A 19,889-nucleotide genomic window follows, 5' to 3' on the forward strand; every position below is an offset into this window, starting at 1 on the left:
TTCAGCGCGGGCCGAACTGGCGGTCGCCGGCGTCGCCGAGGCCCGGCACGATGTAGGCGATGTCGTTGAGGCCCTCGTCGATGGTCGCGGTGAACAGCCGCAGATCCGGGGCCACCTTCTCCACCGCCGCAAGGCCTTCCGGTGCGGCCACCACGCAGATCGCGGTGATGTCGGCGGCGTGGCGCGAGACCAACAGCTCGATGGTGTGACACATCGACCCGCCCGTCGCGAGCATCGGATCGAGCACCATCACCGGCGTGGTGCTCAGCTCGTCGGGTAGTGACTCCAAATACGGTGTCGGCAACAGGGTTTCCTCGTTGCGGGCCACGCCGACGAAGCCGACCAGCGCTTCGGGGATCAGCGCGTGGGCCTGGTCGACCATGCCCAGCCCCGCGCGCAGCACGGGCACCAGAAGCGGCGGGTTGGCCAGCCGGCACCCGGTGGTGTCCGCGACCGGGGTGCGCACCGTGACCGGCTCGACGGACAGGTCGCGGGTGGCCTCGTACACCAGCATCAGCGTCAGATCACGCAGCGCCGCGCGGAAGCCCGCGTTGCCCGTCGCCTCGTCGCGCAGCGTGCTCAGCCGCGCGGCGGCCAACGGGTGATCGACGACGCGCACATCCATGCGCCGAACACTAATGGAACCGAGCGCCGCTCCCCTGCGTCCTAATCACATGCGCGCCGATACCGATGCGATCCGCCACCTGGGATCCGCCACCGCCACCCATGCCGCCGAACTCGCCGACGCCGCCGCCGTGCTGGCGTCGTTGCCGCCCCCGGACCTCGGGCCCGTCGGATCCCGCTTCTCGGCCGCGCTGCAGCAGGCGGCCGCCGACGGGGCGCAGGTGCTCGCGGCGTTGGGCGAGTGGCTGGCGTCGTCGGGGCACACCGCACGTTCAACGGCCGACGCGTACGACGCCGCCGACGACGGCGCGCGCGCCCGCATCGCCGGCATCTGACGGTGCCCACAGCGTTGGTCGCGGCGCTCTCGGCGCCGATACGCGAGCTGCAAGCCTTGGTCGGGCCCGGCTGGGCCGAGGACTCGGCCGCCGTGCTGGGCGCCGTGCGCGACGCGCTCGGCGACGTGGCGGCCTCGGTTCGGGTGGCGTGGCGCGACGCGCAGGCGTCGTGGTCCGGTGCGGGCGCCGACGGGGCCGACGTCCACCTCGCCTCGACAGCCGCGGCCATCGACGACCTCGCCGACCACGTCGAGCGGTTGAGCACCGCGGCACGCACCGCGGCAGCGGCCGTCGCCCAGGCGCACCGCCGGTTGGCGGAGATCGTCGACGACTTCGAGGCCCGCGCCGCCGCGCTGGAGCCCTATCTCGACTCCCCCGGCGCGACGGAGAAGCTGCTGGCTGCGGCGCGGCGCGCGCTGGACGAGGCGGTCGCCGTCGTCGCGCAGCTGGAAGCCGAGCTGGACGGCCAGGCCGCGACGCTGCCGGCCGCAGCGCCCCAGGCGGCCCCGGCCCCGGCGGCCACCACAACGCCCGCCGGAATGGCCGTACCGTCCGGGCCGTCCGGGTTGGGCGGCGCGCCGATGAGCCAGGCGGGTTCGGGGCTGGCCGACCTCGGCGAGTGGGTCAAACCGGAGGCGTTGTCACCCACGCCCGACGCGGCTTCGTTTGGCGACGGCGTGGCCATCCGGCTGCCCGACGGCAGCGTCGCGATGGCCCCCAACGCGGTGGCCGCCAGCGCGGTGCGCCACGCGCTGACGCAGCTGGGCGTGCCCTACGAATGGGGCGGCACCACCCCGGGCGTCGGCCTGGACTGCAGCGGCCTGACCCAGTGGGCCTACGGCGAAGCGGGGCTGGGCATCCCGCGGCTGGCGCAGGAACAGGACGTCGGCGCCGCCGTCGACGCGGGTTCGGTGCGACCCGGCGACCTCGCGGTGTGGGACGGGCACGTCGCGATGATCGTGGGCAACGGGACGATGATCGAGGCCGGCGATCCGGTCAAGCTGTCCGCGATCCGGACGGACAACGCGGGACAGGGCTTCCAGGGCTTCTGGCGCCCGACGGCGTGAAACCTGCACAGCCCAGGTGGTTAGGCTGTGCGCCATGGCTGCTGACATCGTGCCGATCCGGCTCGGGCTGACCAAAGGTGACCTGTACACGTTGTGGGCTCCACGCTGGCGCGATGCCGGCGACGAGTGGGAGGCCTTCCTCGGTAAGGGCGACGACCTGTACGCGTTCGAATCCGTGGCCGACATGGTGGCGTTCGTGCGGGGCGACAACGACAACGACCTCGACGACCATCCCGCGTGGGAGAAGCTGACCGAGGCCAACGCGCACCGGCTCGATCCGCCCGAGGAACGCCAGTTCGACGTCATCGGGGTGGCCGAACTGCTCGCCGAGAAGAAGCCCACCGAAGAGGCGGTCACGAAGGTGCACCGCACGCTGGCGGTGGTCTCGGCCATCGGCTCGGTGTGCGAGCTTCCGCCGATCACCAAGTTCTTCAACGGCAACCCGGTGCTGGGCACCATCGGCGGCGGCATCGAGGCGTTCAGCGGGCGCGCCGGGCGCAAGCGCTGGGGCGAGATCTCGACGGTGATCCACCGCGGCTGGGACAACGTCATCGACGCGCTCGACGAGGTGATCACCATCCCCGACGTCGACGCGGCGGCCTCGGAGAAGGCCGCGGCCGAGCTGGCCGAGCCCGCCCCCGAACCCGACTTCGACGAGCAACCCGTCGACGACATCATCGCCGAAGCCGCCTCCGGTGACACCGACGCCGCCGAAGACGCGGAATCTGCTGCGCTCGCCGGCCAGGCCACCAACCTGGTGCTCGGCAGCGACGAGGACTTCTGGGCCAAGGTGGGCATCGACCCGGTCCAGATCATGGCCAGCGCGGGCACCTACTACACGCTGCGCTGCTACCTCGACGACCGGCCGGTCTTTCTGGGCCGCAACGGACGGGTCAGCGTGTTCGGCTCGGAACGCGCGCTCGCGCGCTACCTGGCCGACGAACACGACCACGACCTGTCGGATCTGGCCACCTACGACGACATCCGCACCGCGGCCACCGACGGATCGCTGCAGATCGAGATCATCGACGAAAACATCTACGTGCTGACCGGTCTGGTCGACGATGTCGCCGAGGGCCCCGACGCGCTGGACCGCGACCAGCTCGAGCTCGCGGTCGAACTGCTCAGGGACATCGGCGATTACGCCGAAGACCCCATGGTGGAGCAGACCCTGAACGTGAACCAGCCGCTGGGCCGGCTGATCGCCCACGTGCTGGATCCCAAGAGCGTGAACCGCCCCGACGCGCCGTACGCCAAGGCCGTTACGCAGTGGGAGGAGCTCGAGGCGTTCGTGGAGTCGCGGCTGCGCCCGGAGCAAGCCTACGGCTGATGCTGGCGACCGACTGGTCGGCCCGGATGGGTCTTCGCGTCCCGGTCGTCAACGCGCCGATGGGCGGGGTGGCGGGGGCTGCGCTGGCCGCCGCGGTGTCGCGGGCCGGGGGCCTGGGCATGCTCGGGATGGGCAGTTCCGCGTCGGCGACGAAGCTGACCGCCGAGTTGCGTGACCTGGCCGAACTGGAGGCGCCGTTCGGCATCGGGCTGGTCGACTGGGTCGCCGCCGCCGAACCAGAGCTGCTCGACGCGGCGCTGGCCGCGCGTCCGGCGTTGCTCTCGGTCGGTTTCGGCGACGACTTCTTCTGGGTGGCACCCGCACGCGACGCAGGCGTCATCACCGCGACGCAGGTCGGTGACCTCGCGGCGGCGCAGCGCGCGGTCGACGCCGGCGTCGACGTGCTGATCGCGCGCGGCGGCGAGGGCGGCGGCCACGGCGCACCGCGGGTGGGCACCCTGCCGCTGCTGACCTCGGTGCTCGACCGCCATCGGCTACCCGTGCTGGCCGCCGGTGGCATCTCGTCGGGCCGCGGGGTGGCGGCCGTGCTGGCGGCGGGCGCGGCGGCGGCGTGGGTGGGTACCGCGTTCAGCGCGTGCCTGGAGGCGTCGGTTTCCCCCGCCGTGCGCCAGGCGCTGCTCGATGCCCGCGACACCGACACGGTGACCACCCGGGTGTTCGACGTCGCACAGGGCTATCCGTGGCCCGACACGCTTCCAGAACGGGTGCTGCGCAACACATTTGCCGATAAGTGGGACGGCAGGGAAGCCGAACTCGGCGATGCCGAGCGCGAGGCGTTGGCCGCGGCCGTCGCCGCCGCCGACCACCGGTCGGCGCCGATCAACGCCGGGCAGGGCGTCGGGGTGTTGGACACCGTCGAATCCGCCGCGGACGTCATCGAGCGGCTGTGCACCGACGCGGCGCGGCTGCTCGGCCGGTGGGCTGGCGCGCGTTAACCGATCAGCACGGCGTAGCGCGGCTTGATCACGTCGTCGATGAGCGCGAGCCGTTCGTGAAACGAGATGAACGCCGACTTCATCGCGTTGATCGTGAACCGCTGCAGGTCACTCCAGCCGTAGCCGAACGCCTCGACCAGCCGCAGCATCTCCTGGCTCATCGAGGTGTCGCTCATCAGCCGGTTGTCGGTGTTGACGGTGACGCGGAACCGTTGCCGGGCCAGCAGATCGAACGGATGCTCGGCGATGCTGGCGACCGCACCGGTCTGCACATTGCTGCTCGGACACATCTCGAACGGAATCCGCTTGTCGCGCAGCAGCGATGCCAGCCTGCCAACCTCGGTGGTGCCATCGGGGGCCACGGTGATGTCGTCGACGATGCGCACCCCGTGGCCCAACCGGTCGGCGCCACAGTACGCGATCGCCTCGTGGATGGACGGCAGGCCGAACGCCTCGCCGGCGTGGATCGTGAAGCGCGCGTTGTTGCTTCGCATGTACTCGAACGCGTCGAGATGGCGGGTCGGCGGATAGCCGGCCTCGGCGCCGGCGATGTCGAAGCCGACGACGCCCTTGTCGCGGAAGCGGATCGCGAGCTTGGCGATCTCCAGCGACCGCGCGGCATGGCGCATCGCGGTGACCAGGCAGCGCACCGTGATGGTGCGGCCCTCGGCGGCGGCGGCCTTTTCCCCGTCGACGAACCCGGCCAGCACCGCGTCGACGACCGCGTCCATCGACAGCCCGCCGTCGATGTGCAGTTCCGGGGCGAACCGGATCTCGGCGTAGACGACGTTGTCGGCGGCGAGGTCCTCGACGCACTCGTAGGCCACCCGGTGCAGCGCTTCCGGGGTCTGCATCACGCCGACGGTGTAGGCGAACGGTTCGAGGTAACGCTCCAGCGATCCGCTGTGCGCGGCCGTGCGCACGATGGTGGCGAGTTCGTCGGCGTCGGTGGCGGGCAGCCCGGGGTAGCCGGTGGCCTCGGCCAACTCGACGATGGTGGCCGGGCGCAGGCCGCCGTCGAGGTGGTCGTGCAGCAGCGCCTTGGGGGCGCGGCGGATGTTCTCCAGGGTCAGCGGTGTGGTCATGGCGTGATCCGGTCGATGATCAACGGCCTTTGGGGCGGCGCGGTGTCGGCGACGGACCAGCCGCCGTCGAGTTCGGCCACCGCGCCGGCGAACCGCTCCGGCGTCTCGGTGTACAGCGTGAACAGCGTCTCACCGGCGGCGACGGGCTCGCCGGGGCGCCGGTGGATGCGCAACCCGGCGCCGGGCTGAACCCGCTCACCCGGGACCGCGCGGCCCGCACCGAGCCGCCACACCGCCAATCCCACTGCCATCGCGTCGATGCTCCCCATCGTGCCATTTCGGGGTGCGGTCACGGTCTCGGTGTGCGTGCCGACCGGCAGTTTCTGCGTCGCATCGCCGCCCTGGGCGGCGACCAGGGCGCGGAACCGGTCCATCGCCGAACCGTCGCGCAGCGTCTCGCCGGGATCGACCCCGTCGATCCCGGCGGCGTCGAGCATCTCGGCGGCCAGCGTCAGCGTCAGCTCCACGACGTCGGGCGGACCGCCGCCGGCCAGCACCTCCAGCGACTCCTGCACCTCGACCGCGTTGCCGACGGTGCGGCCCAGCGGGGTCGACATGTCGGTCAGCAGCGCGCGGGTCACCAGCCCCGCGGCGGTGCCCAGCTCGACCATGGTCTGGGCCAGCTGCCGCGACTCGCGCTCAGTCTTCAGGAACGCACCGGCGCCCACCTTGGTGTCCAGCACCAGCGCCTGGGTGCCCTCGGCGATCTTCTTGCTCATCACCGAGCTGGCGATCAGCGGCAGCGACTCGGTGGTGGCGGTGACGTCGCGCAGGGCGTAGATCTTGCGGTCGGCGGGGGCGAGCTCGCCGGCGGCGAAGATCGCCGCGCCCAGGTCGCAAAGTTGTTGGCGGATCTGGGCTGTGGGCATCTCGGCGGAAAACCCTTCGATGGACTCCAGCTTGTCGAGGGTGCCGCCGGTGTGGCCGAGCCCCCGCCCGGCGGCTTGCGGCACCGCGCCGCCGCAGGCCATCACCACCGGCACCAGCGCGATGGTGATTTTGTCGCCCACCCCGCCGGTGGAGTGTTTGTCGACAAGCGCCAGCGGTTTACCGTCGCGGCGCAGGTCAGAGAAGTCCAGCCGGTCCCCCGAGGCCACCATGGCCGCCGTCCAGCGCGCGATCTCAGCGCCGGTCATCCCGCGCAGGAAGATGGCCATCAACAGCGCCGACATCTGTTCGTCGGGGACCCGGCCGTGCGTGTAGGCGTCGATCACCCAGTCGATGGCCGCATCGGAAAGCACGCCGCCGTCGCGCTTGGTGCGGATGACCGTCGGGGCGTCAAACGGCGGCGACATCCCACCTCCAGGTGCCTTCGCACCCCCGCGTGGCTTCGCGCCGCCGCGCGCCTTCGCGCCGCCGCGCGCCGAATGTGGGGTTGTGCCACGCCTGCTCGCGAAACCCGTGCCGGTAACCCACGTTCGCGGCCGCGGTCATCGGGTTTCCTTGCCCCGGGCCAGATCCTGCGGGCCGAACGCGTCGGGCAGCAGCTCACCGAGCGCTCGAGGCCCGCGCGGGTGGTCGATGAGCAGTTCGGGGCCGCCGTGCTCGAGCAACACCTGCCGGCAGCGCCCGCACGGCATCAACAGCTCACCCGCTGCGTTCACGCACGACAACGCGATCAGGCGTCCGCCGCCGCCGGAATGCAGGTCACAGACCACTGCGCACTCGGCGCAGAGACCAAGACCATATGAGACATTCTCCACATTGGCGCCCGCCACGACCCGGCCGTCGTCAACTAGGGCCGCCGCGCCCACCGCGAACCCCGAATACGGCGCATACGCGTGCGCGCTGACTTCGGTTGCCTTGTGCCGCAATGCTTCCCAGTCGATTTTGGCTGGCATGCCACCTCCGCTGGCCCGATTCTGGATGCGTTCCACTGTTTGACGCCGCCGTAGCGACTGTGAAATTGATAACCCTAATTTCGCGTTTTTGGTGCACGGACTCCTAAACCGTAGTTCGTTTAGTAGTGCGACTGGGTTTAGAGTCGCCCCGAGGGTTGGGTGTGCAGTGCAAACCGGCCGAACGATCACCCACGCCCACGCGTTCACCGAAGACGTTGGAGGCCAGATGAGTACTCAGACTTCCGGGGTGACGTCCGGCGGCACTTCGGAGGCGGTTGCGCGACCGAAGCCGTCGCCCAGACGCACCCTGTACCGGGGCGATCCCGGTATGTGGTCGTGGGTACTGCACCGCATCACCGGCGCGACGATCTTCTTCTTCCTGTTCGTGCATGTCCTCGACACCGCGTTGGTGCGGGTCAGCCCGCAGGCCTACAACGCGGTCATCGACACCTACAAGACGCCGATCGTCGGCCTGATGGAGATCGGGCTCGTGGTGGCGGTGCTCTACCACGCGCTCAACGGGGTCCGGGTCATCCTCATCGACTTCTGGCAGCACGGCCCGCGCTATCAGCGCCAGATGCTCTGGATCGTCGTCGGCGTGTTCCTCGCGGTCTTCATCCCCGCGGTCGGCGTGATCGGCATGCACATGGCGGAGCGGTTCCTGTGAGCGCGCCGACCGGACAGAAGTGGACACCGCATCACCGTGAGGGCCGCGCCGCCCCGGTGATGCAGAAGGAATACGACCGGCCGGCCGGGCTGGACCACCCCCGCTCGCCGCGTCGCGCCAGGGGCATCCCGTACTTCGAGAAGTACGCCTGGCTGTTCATGCGCTTTTCCGGTGTGGCGTTGGTGTTTCTGGCGCTGGGCCACCTGTTCGTGATGCTGATGTGGCAGGACGGTGTGTACCGCATCGACTTCAACTACGTCGCCGAGCGTTGGGCGTCGCCGTTCTGGCAGATCTGGGATATGGCGCTGCTGTGGCTGGCGATGCTGCACGGCGCCAACGGGATGCGCACGATCATCGGTGACTACTCACGCAAGAACGTCACCAAGTTCTATCTGAATTCACTGTTGTTGCTGGCCACGGGGTTCACGTTGGTGCTGGGCACATACGTCCTGGTCACCTTCGACGCCAATATCGGGGTTTGACGAATGATTCTTGAACATCGCTACGACGTCGTCATTGTCGGCGCAGGCGGAGCGGGTATGCGCGCCGCGGTGGAGGCGGGCCCGCGCGCCCGCACCGCGGTGCTGACCAAGCTGTACCCGACCCGCAGCCACACCGGCGCGGCGCAGGGCGGGATGTGCGCCGCACTGGCCAACGTCGAAGAGGACAACTGGGAGTGGCACACCTTCGACACCGTCAAGGGCGGCGACTACCTCGCCGACCAGGACGCCGTCGAGATCATGGCCAAGGAAGCCATCGACGCGGTGCTCGATCTGGAGAAGATGGGGATGCCGTTCAACCGCACCCCCGAGGGCCGCATCGACCAGCGCCGGTTCGGCGGGCACACCCGCGATCACGGCAAGGCGCCGGTGCGCCGGGCCTGCTACGCCGCCGATCGCACCGGCCACATGATCCTGCAGACCCTGTACCAGAACTGCGTCAAGCACGACGTCGAGTTCTTCAACGAGTTCTACGCGCTCGACATCGCGATCACCGAGACACCGTCGGGCCCGGTGGCCACCGGCGTCATCGCCTACGAGCTGGCCACCGGCGACATCCACATCTTCCACGCCAAGGCGGTCGTGTTCGCGACCGGCGGCTCGGGCCGGATGTACAAGACCACCTCCAACGCGCACACCCTGACCGGCGACGGGCTGGGTATCGTGTTCCGTAAGGGACTTCCGTTGGAGGACATGGAATTTCACCAGTTCCATCCGACGGGTCTTGCCGGGCTCGGCATCCTGATCTCCGAGGCGGTGCGCGGTGAGGGCGGCCGGCTGCTCAACGGTGACGGCGAGCGGTTCATGGAACGCTACGCGCCGACGATCGTCGACCTGGCCCCGCGCGACATCGTCGCGCGCTCGATGGTGCTCGAGGTGCTCGAGGGCCGCGGCGCCGGCCCCAACAAGGACTACGTCTACATCGACGTGCGCCATCTGGGCGCCGACGTGCTCGAGGCCAAGCTGCCCGACATCACCGAGTTCGCCCGCACCTACTTGGGTGTGGATCCGGTCAACGAACTGGTGCCGGTCTATCCGACGTGTCACTACGTGATGGGCGGCATCCCGACCACCGTCAACGGGCAGGTGCTCGCCGACAACACCACCGTCGTGCCCGGCCTCTACGCCGCGGGGGAATGCGCGTGCGTGTCCGTGCACGGCGCCAACCGACTGGGCACCAACTCGCTGCTGGACATCAACGTGTTCGGCCGCCGCGCGGGCATCGCCGCGGCCAACTACGCGCTGGGCCACGACCACGTCGACCTGCCGCCAGACCCGGCCGGCATGGTCGTCGGTTGGGTCGGGCACATCCTCTCCGAGCACGGCAACGAACGCGTCGCCGACATCCGCGGGGCGCTGCAGCAGTCGATGGACAACAACGCCGCGGTGTTCCGCACCGAGGAAACCCTCAAGCAGGCGCTGACCGACATCCACGCGCTCAAGGAGCGCTACAGCCGAATAACAGTGCACGACAAGGGCAAACGCTATAACAGCGACCTGCTCGAGGCGATCGAGCTGGGCTTTTTACTGGAGTTGGCCGAGGTCACCGTCGTCGGTGCGCTCAACCGCAAGGAGTCGCGCGGCGGCCATGCGCGCGAGGACTACCCCAACCGCGACGACACCAACTACATGCGCCACACGATGGCCTACAAACAGGGCACGGATCTGCTCAGCGACATTCGCCTGGACTACAAGCCCGTGGTGCAGACGCGATACGAGCCGATGGAACGGAAGTACTGATGACCGTCACATCCGACGTCGAAAAGACCGACGCGCCACTGCCACCCGTCCCGGAGGGCGCGGTGATGGTGACGCTGAAGATCGCGCGGTTCAACCCGGAGGACCCCGACGCGGCCGGTTGGCAGAGTTTCCGGGTGCCGAGCCTGCCCACCGACCGACTGCTGAACCTGCTGCACTACGTCAAGTGGTACCTCGACGGCACGCTGACGTTTCGGCGCTCGTGCGCGCACGGGGTGTGCGGTTCAGATGCCATGCGTATCAACGGCGTCAACCGGTTGGCCTGCAAGGTGCTGATGCGCGACATGCTGCCCAAGAACCCGAAGAAGCAGCTGACCATCACGATCGAGCCGATCCGCGGCCTGCCCGTGGAGAAGGACCTCGTGGTGGACATGGAGCCGTTCTTCGACGCCTACCGCGCCATCAAGCCGTATCTGATGACCAGCGGCAATCCCCCGACGCGCGAACGCATTCAGAGCCAGACCGACCGCGCACGCTACGACGACACCACCAAGTGCATCCTGTGCGCATGCTGCACGACGAGCTGCCCGGTGTACTGGGTCGAGGGGTCCTACTTCGGTCCGGCCGCGATCGTCAACGCGCACCGGTTCATCTTCGACAGCCGCGACGAGGGCGCCGCCGAGCGTCTCGACATCCTCAACGAGGTCGACGGGGTGTGGCGGTGCCGCACCACGTTCAACTGCACCGAGTCCTGCCCGCGTGGCATCCAGGTCACCCAGGCCATCCAGGAAGTCAAGCGCGCGTTGATGTTCGCCCGCTAGTGATTTCGGTGCGCTAACCAGCGGTGAGCGCATGTTTGCGCACCGAAATCACCCCAGCGCGAAGGTGAAGACGTGCCCGCAGATGCGGATCTGATCGCCGTCGGCCAGCGGTGCGCTGCCGCGGACCCGGCTGTGCCGCACCTCGATCCCGTTTGCGGAGCGCAGATCGCTGATGACCCAACCCGTTCCGGTGTCGATGATCGCGGCGTGATGTCTGCTGACCCTGGCGTCGTCGAGAATGATGTCGTTGTCCGGCAACCGGCCGATGCGGGTGGCCACCTGTTGCAACGGATGGCGGTGTCCGGACGCCTCGACCAACCACGCCGATGATGTGCCGCCGTCGACCTGAGTGCGTTGGTCCAGCACGGTTTCGGCGGCGACGGCAGCGCTGCGCGCCGACCGTTGCGCGTTCAGCGGCTCCTGGCGCAGCACCCGCTCGTACAACCCCTGCACGGTGGGGCCCGGGTCGATACCGAGGTCGTCGGCCAGCGAAACCCGCAGCCGCCGATAAGCCTCCAGCGCGTCGGACTGCCGCTCGTCCAGGTAGTAGGCGGTGATCAGCTGCGCCCACAACGGTTCTCGGTACGGATGCTCAGCCACCAGCATCTCGAGTTCGCCGATCACCGCACCCGCACGGCCGCAGGCCAGTTCGGCCTCCGCTCGGGCGATGACCACCGCCAGCCGTTCCTCCACGAGCGCTGTGGCGAACGGTTCGACGAACGAGAAGTCGCGCAGGTCGTCGAGCACCGGCCCGCGCCACTGCGCCAGCGCGGCGCTCAGATGCCCGCCCGCACGCTCGAAGTCGCCCGTCGCCGCCGCGTGCACCCCGGCCGCCTTCTCCGCACCGAATCGGCCGATGTCACAAGCGTCTTCGGCGACGGTGAGTCGGTAGCCCGGCGGCGCGCTGGCCAGCGTCGTCTGCGGATCCACCCCGGCCCGGCCGATGATCTTGCGCAGGTTGGACACATACGAATGCAGGCTGGCCCGCGCCGCCGACGGTGACGATTCGCCCCAGACCGCGCCGATCAGCGTGTCGACGCCGACGGCACGGTTGCGGTTGATGACCAACATCGCCAGCACCGCACGCTGTTTGGGTGTTCCGGCTGAGACGTCGACACCGTCGATGGACATCTGCAACGGTCCCAACACCCCGAAACCGACGCCAGAGCCCGCCATGTGCAGCCGATCGTTCACGCCGTGTTGACCCACCACTGATAGAGCCCGTTCAGCTCGGTGCCCGATGCGGTGCCCAGCAGCAGGTCGGCGGTCTTGGTCCAGACCAGCTCGGCGTTGCCGTCGAACGTGCCGCACGCCAGCGAACCTTCGGGGTCGTCGCTGGCGTCGTCGTAGTTCCAGTTGGTGGGCGACTCGTCGGCGCCAGGGCACGCAGTGAGCACATCGTCGGCGATGACCGCCTGGAACTGGCTTTCCAGGGTGTCGGCGTCGCCGTACAACGCGAAGAACGCCGCGTCGTGGCCGTCGCCCGTCGCGGCCGGCTCGCAGTCCACGGCCGCAAGGGCGTCGGTCCACAGCTTGTTGGGCGTGCACGTCGCCGGGTTGGGGACCATGTTGAGCAGCTTGCGTTCGTGTGCGGTCAGCGCGGCGGTGGTGTCGATCGGGGTGCGCGGCCCGCGCGCGACGGTGCGGGTGATCGTCAGCGTCTCCGACATCCCGGATGCGTTGCCCGGTGATCGTGCGACCAGCCACGTGACGACGCCCGCGAGCGCCACCACCACGACGAGGGCCGCCGCGCCGCCGATCACCCACGGCCGCCGCCCGCCGCGCCGCGACGCCGGGGCGAACGCGGCCGCGGCGACCGTGGGGTGCGCCGAACTGTCGGGCGGGCCCAGTGCGGCCTCGGCGGCGCGGGCCAGGTCACCGGCGCTGGCATAGCGGTCCTCGGCGCGCTTGGCCATGCCCTTCTCGATGACGGCGTCGAACGCGGGCGGGACACCCGGGCGCACCTGGCTGGGCCGCGGCGGCGGCTCCATCAGATGCGCGGTGATCAGCATGCTGACGCTGTCGGCCCGGTAGGGCTGCGCACCGGTCAGGCACTGGTGCAACACGCACGCCAGCGCATAGACGTCGGCGCTGTGGGTGACCGGTTCGCTGCTGAAGCGCTCGGGCGCCATGTAGGCGTATGTGCCTATCGCGGTGCCCTTTTCGGTCAGCGTGCGGTCGGTGGTGGCGCTGGCGATGCCGAAGTCGACCAGGTAGGCGAAGCCGTCGCCGGTGACGAGGATGTTCTCGGGTTTGACGTCCCGGTGCATAACGCCGGCGTCGTGGGCGGCGTCCAGGGCCGCGGCGATCTGGCGGATGAGCCCGACCGCCTGCGCCGGGGCCATGTGCCCGTTGCGTTGCAGCGTGGTGCGCAGATCGATCCCGTCGATCAGCCGCATGTCGACGAAGAGGTGCCCGTCGATCTCGCCGTAGTCGTGGATCGGCACCACGTGCGGTTCCTGCAGGCGCCCGGCGGATCGGGCCTCACGCTGGAGGCGTTCGCGAAAGACCGGGTCGCCTGAAAGCGCGTCGGGCAGCAGCTTCAAGGCGACTGTGCGGCCTTTGACGGTGTCTTCGGCCTCGTAGACCTCCCCCATCCCGCCGCGGCCGATCAGCCGCGTGATCTGGTACGGGCCGAACCGCGTGCCCACCCGCGAGTCCTGCGGGGTGTCGTCCATTGCCACTCTCCTCGAGCCCGCATCGTGTCGATGGTGGGCGGCGTCCCCTCCTTGGCTGGTTGAAAACGGTACTACCTGTGCCGGTGGACACGCCGATAGCGGGCAAACCCGGTCGGGCCGCCCGCCATCGGTGCCGCAGCGTTACGCGGCTTGCAGCGCCACCACCATGTCGTGGTCGCTGGTCCGCCAGGCCCGCTCGAAGGTGGCGATGGACACCTGCTCGTCGGCGCCGTCTTCGGTTCCGCTGTCGTTGAGGTGCACGACGCCGGCGTCGGTGTCGATCGCGGTGACCACGAGATCGTGGTTGCCGACGCTGCGATCGCCGTCGACGTCCCAGATGGTTTCGGCGTTGACGCCGGCGATCACCTTGTGCCCGGCGGCCAGCGCGGCCGCCAACGCCGGCAAGCCGGTCGGCACGCCCACTTGCTCGGCGACATCGTCGTCGGTGTAGATCGAACGGATGCCGTAATGCGCCAACAGAAGTGGCAGGTCGCGCGAGTCGGTGCCGCGCCCGGAGTCGAGGTCGTCGGGATCGCTCGGCGGGAGATAGACGGGGCCGTCGTGGTGGGCGCTGGGCGTGGACCCGGCCAGGTGCACGATCTCCAGTTCGGAGGGTTGGTATCCGGTCAGCTGGCCCACCACGTCGGCGGTGGCCATCAGCGAGCAGTCGTCGAGGTTCTGCTGCACCCAGTAGCCGGCGGCGTCGACGGGGTCGCCGTACACGGTCGCCGCGGCGATGCCACCGGCCAACCCCAGGGCGGCGGCTGCGATCAGCGCGGCGATCACCGCCGCGCGCGCCATCTCGTAGAACTTCCTCATCAGCGTTGCCTTTCTTTCGTGCGCCTCCTCGGCGCGTCGTCCGGAAGAAAGGTTGAAGCGGACCCCTTGGCGGATTCTTGGAGAGCCCGTGTCACATACCGGGGGGCTGCGTCGTCTAAGGGATATGACCGAGAACGCACAGAAGACCCGTATCGCACCCGTCGCACCTCAGCAGGCCTCGCTGCTGACGAAACTCCTCTACCGGATCGCCAGGCGGCGCTTCGGCGAGGTGCCTGAACCGTTCGCCGTCGCGGCGCAGCACCCGCGGCTGATGCTGGCCAACGTCGTGCACGAAGGCATGCTGCAGTCGGGCTCCAAGAAGCTGCCCGTCAGCGTGCGGGAGCTCGCGGTCTTCTGGACCGCGCGCACCGTCGGCTGCTCGTGGTGCGTCGACTTCGGTTCGATGCTGCAACGCCTCGACGGCCTCGACGTCGACCGGCTCAAGCACGTGGACGAGTACGCCAGCTCACCGCTGTTCAGCGACGACGAACGCGCCGCCATCGCCTACGCCGACGCCATGTCCACCGACCCGCACACCATCACCGACGATCAGGTCGAGGACCTCAAGCGCCGGTTCGGCGACGCCGGCGTGATCGAGCTGACGTATCAGATCGGCGTCGAGAACATGCGTGCGCGCATGTATTCCGCGCTGGGCATCACCGAGCAGGGTTTCAACTCTGGTGACGCGTGCCGGGTGCCGTGGGCGACGGACGAACCAGCGGTGAACCCGTGAACTTGTCGGGGTTGGCGATATCCCATATGGCGCAGACCTTTCCGTCGCGCACGGCCATGGCCGTTACCCGCGGCGTCAGTTCGGGATAGCCCTCGGCGGCGGGCAGGCCCGGTGTGTAGCTGCCCAGTTGACCGTTGACCAGCGCCAACTCGTTGGACGACAGCCAGCCCGGCCCGTACCGACGGGCCAGCCCGAACAAAAACCGCGCCACCTTGTCGGGGCCGTGGATGACCCGCGGGGCCGTCGGGGCTTTGCGGTTGGAGTCGCCGGTGAAGGTGACGTCCGGATGAAGCAGGCGCACAACGGCTTCCATGTCCCCGCTGGCCAGTGCGGCCATCAGCGCCGCGGCCGCCTCGTTGTGGGTGTCGTCGGCGACCGGAGGGGGCGCGGCCGCCACGGCGCGCCGCGACCGCGACGCCAGTTGCCGCGCCGACGCCACGCTGACGCCGAGCACGTCGGCGATCTCGGCGAACGGCACGTCGAAGCCGTCGTGCAGCACGAACGCCACGCGCTGGTCGGGGGTGAGACGTTCCAACACCACCATCGCCGCGAACCGGGCGTCCTCGCCCGCGACGACGGCCGCCAGCGGATCGGATCCGTTCAGCGGCGTCACAACGGGTTCGGGCAGCCACTCACCGAAGTAGGTCTCGCGGCGGTGCGCGGCCGAGCGCAACCGGTCCAGGCTGAGCCGGCTGACCACGGTCGTCAACCAGGCCCGCAGATCGTCGACGTCGTCGCCGGCCCTATTCCAGCGCAGCCACGCATCCTGGACGACGTCCTCGGCGTCGGCGACGGTTCCGGTGAGCCGGTAGCCCACGGCCAACAGGTGCGGCCGTAGGTTCTCGAACTCGTCGACCCGCGTGCTGGCGGTCATGAGGCGAGTCTAGCGGTTCGCGAAAACTGTTCGGTGCCAATCCTTGTCGACGGCCCGGTGAGGTCGCTCAAATCCTGGCCGAAGCCCGCAGCGCCGACCGTACTCGGTGTCGGTGGCCTGCCGCACCGCACCACCGTCGGCCGCGCGGGCTACGCGATCCACTGCAAACACCGCCTTTTACGCGCATTTTCATTGCGATGGTTGCCTGCTACGACGGATTCCGTGCACAATCTTGTGCATGGCAAGCCCGGGTCCGATGCACCGCGTCGGGCCCGTGTCGTTTCGGGTCAACCAGTCCCGCCCGGGCGCGGCCTTTCAGCTCGACGAGCTGTCCAAGCAGATCATCGAGAAGCTGCAGCAGGACGGGCGGCGTTCCTATGCAGGCATCGGCAAGGCGGTCGGGCTTTCGGAGGCCGCGGTACGCCAACGCGTGCAGCGCATGGTGGACGCGGGCGTCATGCAGATCGTCGCGGTCACCGACCCGATGCAGTTGGGGTTCGCGCGCCAGGCCATGATCGGCATCCGCGCCACGGGTGACACCACCAAGGTGGCCGAGAAGCTGGCCGCGATCGACTCCGTCGACTACGTGGTGCTCACCGCGGGTTCGTTCGACGTCATCGTCGAGGTGGTGTGTGCCGATGACGACGGGCTGCTCGATTTGCTCAACACCCAGATCCGCACCCTACCGGAAGTCACCTCCACCGAGACGTTGATGTATCTGAAACTCATCAAACAGCAATATAATTGGGGAACAAGATGACAATCGTCGATCGCGAGACGACATCCGATCTGGCCGCCAAAGCTGACCGGCACCTGTGGTGTCACTTCGCCCGCCACGGCGCAGGCATCACGCCACCGATCATCACTCGCGGCGACGGCGTCACGATCTGGGACAGCAACGGTAAGAGCTACATCGACGGGCTGTCAGGACTTTTCGTCGTGCAGCTCGGCCACGGACGCGCCGAGCTGGCCGAGGCCGCCGCCAAGCAGGCCGAGCAGTTGGCGTTCTTCCCGCTGTGGTCGTATGCGACACCGACCGCGATCGAATTGGCCGAACGGATCGCCAGCTACGCGCCGGGCGACCTGAACCGGGTGTTCTTCACCACCGGCGGCGGTGAAGCGGTCGAGTCGGCGTGGAAGCTGGCCAAGAACTACTTCAAGCTCACCGGCAAACCCGGTAAGCACAAGGTGGTTTCGCGCGCGGTGGCCTATCACGGCACCCCGCAGGGCGCGCTCGCCATCACCGGCCTTCCGGTGTTCAAAGCGCCGTTCGAGCCGCTGACCCCCGGCGGCTTTCGAGTCCCGAACACCAACTTCTACCGCGCGCCCGCGCCGTATCAAGACGACGAGAAGGCCTTCGGACAGTACTGCGCCGAGCGCATCGCCGAAGCCATCGAGTTCGAAGGACCCGATACCGTCGCGGCCGTCTTCCTGGAGCCGGTGCAGAACGCCGGTGGCTGTTTCCCGCCGCCGCCAGGGTATTTCGAGCGCGTCCGCGAGATCTGCGACGAGTACGACGTGCTGCTGGTCTCCGACGAGGTGATCTGCGCCTACGGCCGCATCGGTTCGATGTTCGCCTGTGACGATTTCGGCTACGTGCCCGACATCATCACCTGCGCAAAGGGTTTGACGTCGGGCTACTCCCCCATCGGGGCGATGATCGCCAGCGACCGGCTGTTCGAGCCGTTCAACGACGGCACGACCACGTTCGCGCATGGTTACACCTTCGGCGGGCACCCGGTGTCCTCGGCGGTGGCGCTGGCCAACCTCGACATCTTCGAACGCGAAGGCATCAACGATCACGTCAAGCGCAGCGCGCCCGCGCTGCGTGCCACGCTCGAGAAGCTCTACGACATTCCGATCGTCGGCGACGTGCGTGGCGAGGGTTTCTTCTACGGCATCGAGTTGGTCAAGGACAAGACCACCAGGGAGACGTTCAGCGACGAGGAGTCCGAGCGCTTGCTGCGGGGATTCTTGACGCCTGCGCTGTTCGAGGCGGGGCTGTACTGCCGCGCCGACGACCGCGGCGACCCCGTGGTGCAGCTGGCGCCACCCCTGATCAGCGGCCAAAAGGAGTTCGACGCGATCTACGACATCCTTAGCGCCGTGCTCGCCGAAGCCAGCCGCCGGCTATAACCCCTAAGGTCACAATTACAACTTCTGACGCTCTAGTCACAGCGCGCCTCCGCTGACTGCGGGCCCGCAGGGCCTACTCTGCGCTCACGATGCGGACCTCTCGACTGCTCTGCAAGCTGGCGACCACGCTGGGCGTACTGGCGGTCGTGGCGATGCCGGCCCAGGCCGTCGCCGCCCCCGACGCGGCCCCTGAAGCAAACACGTGCCCGTACCGCGAGACGACGCCCCCGGCGGTCGATCTCTCCGAAGTTCCCAAACCGGGCCAGGATCCGCCCGCCCCGCTTCCGGTGCCCGCCACCCCGTTGGGCGGCGACGCGCTCTCGGGGTGCGGTGTGATCACCGCACCCGGCACACCGCCGGTGCCCGGCGACGTCTCCGCCGAGGCGTGGATCGTCGCCGACCTCGACACCGGTGACGTCATCGCCGCCAAGGATCCGCACGGTCGGCACCGGCCCGCCAGCGTCATCAAGGTGCTCACGGCCATGGCCGCCATCAAGGACCTCCCGCTGCACCGGGTGGTGGCCGGCACGCCCGACGACGCGGCGCAGGAAGGCACCAAGGTCGGCGTCGGGCCCGGCGGGCACTACTCGATCAACGACCTGCTGCACGGGCTGATGATGTACTCCGGCAACGACGCCGCCTACGCGCTGGCCACCCAGCTCGGCGGCATGGACGCCGCGCTGCACAAGCTCAACGACCTGGCGCGCAAGCTCGGCGGCCACGACACGCGCGTGGCCACCCCGTCCGGGCTGGACGGGCCCGGGATGAGCACGTCGGCCTACGACCTGGCGCTGTTCTACCGCTACGCCTGGCAGAACCCGGTGTTCACCGACATCGTGGCCACCCGCAGCTTCGATTTCCCCGGCCGCGGCGACGTCGGCTATCCGATCGAGAACGACAACCGGCTGCTCAACAACTATCCCGGCGCGATCGGCGGCAAGACCGGGTTCACCGACGACGCGGGCCAGACGTTCGTCGGCGCCGCCGACCGGGACGGCCGCCGCCTGGTCGCGGTGCTGCTACGCGGCACCCGCCAGCCGATCGCCCCGTGGGAGCAGGCGGCGCGGCTGTTGGACTACGGCTTCGCAACCCCGCCCGGCACCAAAGTGGGCACGCTGATCGAACCCGATCCCGCACTGCTGGGCCGCAAACCGGCGGCCGACGGCACCGCGGCCGGGGTCAACGCCTCGCCCATGCTCTCCGACGTGGACGCCATGCCGGTGCGGGTCGGGGTGGGTGTGGTCGGCTCCGTCATCGTGTTCAGCTTGATCATGGGCGCCCGGTCGCTCAATCGCCGCCCGCAGCACTGACGGCGGGCTTGCTAACGTCGTGAGGGTCGACAACCGACACCGGACGAGGGGCGCCGTACCCGGCCAGCGACAAGACGGCGCCGACGGAGGTGTGTGATGGCCTGGGTCATCCTGATCGTGTCCGGTGCGTTCGAAGCGGTGTGGGCCGTTGCGCTGAGCAAATCCGAGGGGTTCAGCCGACCGGTGCCCGTCGCGATATTCGTTGTGGCGCTAATCATTTCGATGGGCGGTCTGGGTATCGCGCTGCGCGACCTGCCGGTCGGCACCGGCTACGCGGTGTGGGTCGGCGTCGGCGCCTCCCTTGCCGTCGTCTACTCGCTGGCCACCGGGGCCGAGAGCGCGACGCCGATCAAAGTCGCCCTGCTGCTGGGCGTCGTGGGGTGCATCGTCGGCCTGCAGCTCGTCAGCGACTAGC

20 protein-coding genes, 1 pseudogene and 1 riboswitch are annotated in these 19,889 nt (G+C 69.1%); of the genes and pseudogenes, 13 read left to right on the forward strand and 8 right to left on the reverse strand.

Annotation, left to right across the window (positions count from 1 at the left end; all coding sequences use genetic code 11):
* Position 1: 1 nt before the first annotated feature.
* Positions 2-625 (reverse strand): uracil phosphoribosyltransferase, encoded by a 624-nt coding sequence (upp, locus tag ABQE93_RS08585; protein WP_448406961.1) that lies wholly within the window; start codon positions 623-625, stop codon positions 2-4.
* Between the two features lie 49 nt (positions 626-674).
* Here upp and ABQE93_RS08590 point away from each other — a divergent pair, with 49 nt between their 5' ends.
* The 4 genes from ABQE93_RS08590 to ABQE93_RS08605 are packed head-to-tail and all read left to right on the forward strand — an operon-like array spanning position 675 to position 4,312.
* Complete coding sequence (locus tag ABQE93_RS08590; RefSeq protein ID WP_448406960.1) at positions 675-959, forward strand: hypothetical protein; 285 nt, start codon at positions 675-677, stop codon at positions 957-959.
* Positions 960-961: 2 nt separating this feature from the next.
* Positions 962-2,026 (forward strand): C40 family peptidase, encoded by a 1,065-nt coding sequence (locus tag ABQE93_RS08595; RefSeq protein ID WP_448406959.1) that lies wholly within the window; start codon positions 962-964, stop codon positions 2,024-2,026.
* Between the two features lie 34 nt (positions 2,027-2,060).
* A complete protein-coding gene (satS, locus tag ABQE93_RS08600; protein ID WP_448406958.1) occupies positions 2,061-3,356 on the forward strand; it encodes a protein export chaperone SatS in 1,296 nt (431 codons plus the stop codon).
* Entirely contained in the window at positions 3,356-4,312 is a 957-nt protein-coding gene (locus ABQE93_RS08605) for an NAD(P)H-dependent flavin oxidoreductase (RefSeq protein WP_448406957.1), read from the forward strand. The genes satS and ABQE93_RS08605 overlap by 1 nt, the downstream gene beginning before the upstream one ends.
* Here ABQE93_RS08605 and ABQE93_RS08610 read toward each other — a convergent pair.
* The 3 genes from ABQE93_RS08610 to ABQE93_RS08620 all read right to left on the reverse strand — a co-directional run bounded on the left by ABQE93_RS08610 (position 4,309) and on the right by ABQE93_RS08620 (position 7,238).
* Positions 4,309-5,397, reverse strand: coding sequence for an adenosine deaminase (locus tag ABQE93_RS08610; protein ID WP_448406956.1), 1,089 nt, complete (start codon positions 5,395-5,397; stop codon positions 4,309-4,311). The two genes, ABQE93_RS08605 and ABQE93_RS08610, sit on opposite strands and share 4 nt — an antisense overlap.
* Positions 5,394-6,692 (reverse strand): thymidine phosphorylase, encoded by a 1,299-nt coding sequence (locus ABQE93_RS08615; RefSeq protein ID WP_448406955.1) that lies wholly within the window; start codon positions 6,690-6,692, stop codon positions 5,394-5,396. Before ABQE93_RS08615 ends, ABQE93_RS08610 begins: the two co-directional genes overlap by 4 nt.
* Before the next feature lie 135 nt (positions 6,693-6,827).
* Positions 6,828-7,238 (reverse strand): cytidine deaminase, encoded by a 411-nt coding sequence (locus ABQE93_RS08620; protein WP_448406954.1) that lies wholly within the window; start codon positions 7,236-7,238, stop codon positions 6,828-6,830.
* 226 nt (positions 7,239-7,464) lie between these two features.
* Between ABQE93_RS08620 and sdhC the strand changes: the two genes are divergently transcribed.
* Genes sdhC through ABQE93_RS08640 form a run of 4 tightly spaced genes read left to right on the forward strand, consistent with a single transcriptional unit; the run spans position 7,465 to position 10,924 of the window.
* Positions 7,465-7,905, forward strand: coding sequence for a succinate dehydrogenase, cytochrome b556 subunit (gene sdhC / locus ABQE93_RS08625; RefSeq protein WP_448406953.1), 441 nt, complete (start codon positions 7,465-7,467; stop codon positions 7,903-7,905).
* A 59-nt stretch (positions 7,906-7,964) separates the two neighbouring features.
* A complete protein-coding gene (locus ABQE93_RS08630; protein ID WP_448393141.1) occupies positions 7,965-8,387 on the forward strand; it encodes a succinate dehydrogenase hydrophobic membrane anchor subunit in 423 nt (140 codons plus the stop codon).
* Between the two features lie 3 nt (positions 8,388-8,390).
* Positions 8,391-10,145: a succinate dehydrogenase flavoprotein subunit gene (sdhA, locus tag ABQE93_RS08635; protein ID WP_448406952.1), complete on the forward strand. Its 1,755-nt coding sequence runs from the start codon at positions 8,391-8,393 to the stop codon at positions 10,143-10,145.
* On the forward strand, positions 10,145-10,924 hold the full coding sequence (locus ABQE93_RS08640) for a succinate dehydrogenase iron-sulfur subunit (RefSeq protein ID WP_448406951.1): 780 nt from the start codon (positions 10,145-10,147) through the stop codon (positions 10,922-10,924). The genes sdhA and ABQE93_RS08640 overlap by 1 nt, the downstream gene beginning before the upstream one ends.
* A gap of 48 nt (positions 10,925-10,972) precedes the next feature.
* Here ABQE93_RS08640 and ABQE93_RS08645 read toward each other — a convergent pair whose 3' ends face one another.
* From ABQE93_RS08645 to ABQE93_RS08655, 3 genes are all read right to left on the reverse strand, one after another.
* The gene (locus ABQE93_RS08645; RefSeq protein ID WP_448406950.1) at positions 10,973-12,100 is read right to left on the reverse strand and encodes a BTAD domain-containing putative transcriptional regulator; all 1,128 of its coding nucleotides are present in this window, start codon (positions 12,098-12,100) and stop codon (positions 10,973-10,975) included.
* 14 nt (positions 12,101-12,114) lie between these two features.
* The gene (locus ABQE93_RS08650; protein ID WP_448406949.1) at positions 12,115-13,602 is read right to left on the reverse strand and encodes a serine/threonine-protein kinase; all 1,488 of its coding nucleotides are present in this window, start codon (positions 13,600-13,602) and stop codon (positions 12,115-12,117) included.
* A gap of 141 nt (positions 13,603-13,743) precedes the next feature.
* Positions 13,744-14,421, reverse strand: a complete 678-nt coding sequence (locus ABQE93_RS08655; RefSeq protein WP_448406948.1) for a hypothetical protein — start codon at positions 14,419-14,421, stop codon at positions 13,744-13,746.
* Between the two features lie 91 nt (positions 14,422-14,512).
* On the opposite strand from ABQE93_RS08655, the pseudogene ABQE93_RS08660 reads away from it, so the two are divergent.
* Positions 14,513-15,154: pseudogene (locus ABQE93_RS08660) on the forward strand (carboxymuconolactone decarboxylase family protein); the annotation flags it as partial.
* On the opposite strand, the gene ABQE93_RS08665 reads toward ABQE93_RS08660, so the two are convergent.
* Positions 15,093-16,028 (reverse strand): sigma-70 family RNA polymerase sigma factor, encoded by a 936-nt coding sequence (locus ABQE93_RS08665; protein ID WP_448406947.1) that lies wholly within the window; start codon positions 16,026-16,028, stop codon positions 15,093-15,095. The pseudogene ABQE93_RS08660 and the gene ABQE93_RS08665 sit on opposite strands and share 62 nt — an antisense overlap.
* Positions 16,029-16,266: 238 nt before the next feature.
* Here ABQE93_RS08665 and ABQE93_RS08670 point away from each other — a divergent pair, with 238 nt between their 5' ends.
* The 4 genes from ABQE93_RS08670 (at position 16,267) to ABQE93_RS08685 (ending at position 19,888) form a co-directional block, all read left to right on the forward strand.
* Positions 16,267-16,788 carry an Lrp/AsnC family transcriptional regulator gene (locus ABQE93_RS08670; protein WP_448406946.1) on the forward strand — a complete coding sequence of 174 codons (522 nt, stop codon included), beginning with the start codon at positions 16,267-16,269 and terminating at the stop codon, positions 16,786-16,788.
* A complete protein-coding gene (locus ABQE93_RS08675; protein ID WP_448406945.1) occupies positions 16,785-18,164 on the forward strand; it encodes an aspartate aminotransferase family protein in 1,380 nt (459 codons plus the stop codon). Before ABQE93_RS08670 ends, ABQE93_RS08675 begins: the two co-directional genes overlap by 4 nt.
* Positions 18,165-18,253: 89 nt before the next feature.
* Entirely contained in the window at positions 18,254-19,474 is a 1,221-nt protein-coding gene (locus tag ABQE93_RS08680; protein WP_448406944.1) for a D-alanyl-D-alanine carboxypeptidase family protein, read from the forward strand.
* Positions 19,475-19,494: 20 nt separating this feature from the next.
* Positions 19,495-19,558: riboswitch (guanidine-III (ykkC-III) riboswitch) on the forward strand.
* A gap of 12 nt (positions 19,559-19,570) precedes the next feature.
* Positions 19,571-19,888, forward strand: a complete 318-nt coding sequence (locus ABQE93_RS08685; protein ID WP_448406943.1) for a DMT family transporter — start codon at positions 19,571-19,573, stop codon at positions 19,886-19,888.
* Position 19,889: the final 1 nt, after the last annotated feature.

Source organism: Mycolicibacterium sp. XJ662 (assembly GCF_053484035.1).

Coding starts and splice junctions, on each gene's coding strand:
- upp (WP_448406961.1), bottom strand. CDS start 625: ATGGATGTGCGCGTCGTCGATCACCCGTTGGCCGCCGCGCGGCTGAGC.
- ABQE93_RS08590 (WP_448406960.1), top strand. CDS start 675: ATGCGCGCCGATACCGATGCGATCCGCCACCTGGGATCCGCCACCGCC.
- satS (WP_448406958.1), top strand. CDS start 2,061: ATGGCTGCTGACATCGTGCCGATCCGGCTCGGGCTGACCAAAGGTGAC.
- ABQE93_RS08605 (WP_448406957.1), top strand. CDS start 3,356: ATGCTGGCGACCGACTGGTCGGCCCGGATGGGTCTTCGCGTCCCGGTC.
- ABQE93_RS08610 (WP_448406956.1), bottom strand. CDS start 5,397: ATGACCACACCGCTGACCCTGGAGAACATCCGCCGCGCCCCCAAGGCG.
- ABQE93_RS08615 (WP_448406955.1), bottom strand. CDS start 6,692: ATGTCGCCGCCGTTTGACGCCCCGACGGTCATCCGCACCAAGCGCGAC.
- ABQE93_RS08620 (WP_448406954.1), bottom strand. CDS start 7,238: ATGCCAGCCAAAATCGACTGGGAAGCATTGCGGCACAAGGCAACCGAA.
- sdhC (WP_448406953.1), top strand. CDS start 7,465: ATGAGTACTCAGACTTCCGGGGTGACGTCCGGCGGCACTTCGGAGGCG.
- ABQE93_RS08630 (WP_448393141.1), top strand. CDS start 7,965: ATGCAGAAGGAATACGACCGGCCGGCCGGGCTGGACCACCCCCGCTCG.
- sdhA (WP_448406952.1), top strand. CDS start 8,391: ATGATTCTTGAACATCGCTACGACGTCGTCATTGTCGGCGCAGGCGGA.
- ABQE93_RS08640 (WP_448406951.1), top strand. CDS start 10,145: ATGACCGTCACATCCGACGTCGAAAAGACCGACGCGCCACTGCCACCC.
- ABQE93_RS08645 (WP_448406950.1), bottom strand. CDS start 12,100: ATGGCGGGCTCTGGCGTCGGTTTCGGGGTGTTGGGACCGTTGCAGATG.
- ABQE93_RS08650 (WP_448406949.1), bottom strand. CDS start 13,602: ATGGACGACACCCCGCAGGACTCGCGGGTGGGCACGCGGTTCGGCCCG.
- ABQE93_RS08655 (WP_448406948.1), bottom strand. CDS start 14,421: ATGAGGAAGTTCTACGAGATGGCGCGCGCGGCGGTGATCGCCGCGCTG.
- ABQE93_RS08665 (WP_448406947.1), bottom strand. CDS start 16,028: ATGACCGCCAGCACGCGGGTCGACGAGTTCGAGAACCTACGGCCGCAC.
- ABQE93_RS08670 (WP_448406946.1), top strand. CDS start 16,267: ATGGCAAGCCCGGGTCCGATGCACCGCGTCGGGCCCGTGTCGTTTCGG.
- ABQE93_RS08675 (WP_448406945.1), top strand. CDS start 16,785: ATGACAATCGTCGATCGCGAGACGACATCCGATCTGGCCGCCAAAGCT.
- ABQE93_RS08680 (WP_448406944.1), top strand. CDS start 18,254: ATGCGGACCTCTCGACTGCTCTGCAAGCTGGCGACCACGCTGGGCGTA.
- ABQE93_RS08685 (WP_448406943.1), top strand. CDS start 19,571: ATGGCCTGGGTCATCCTGATCGTGTCCGGTGCGTTCGAAGCGGTGTGG.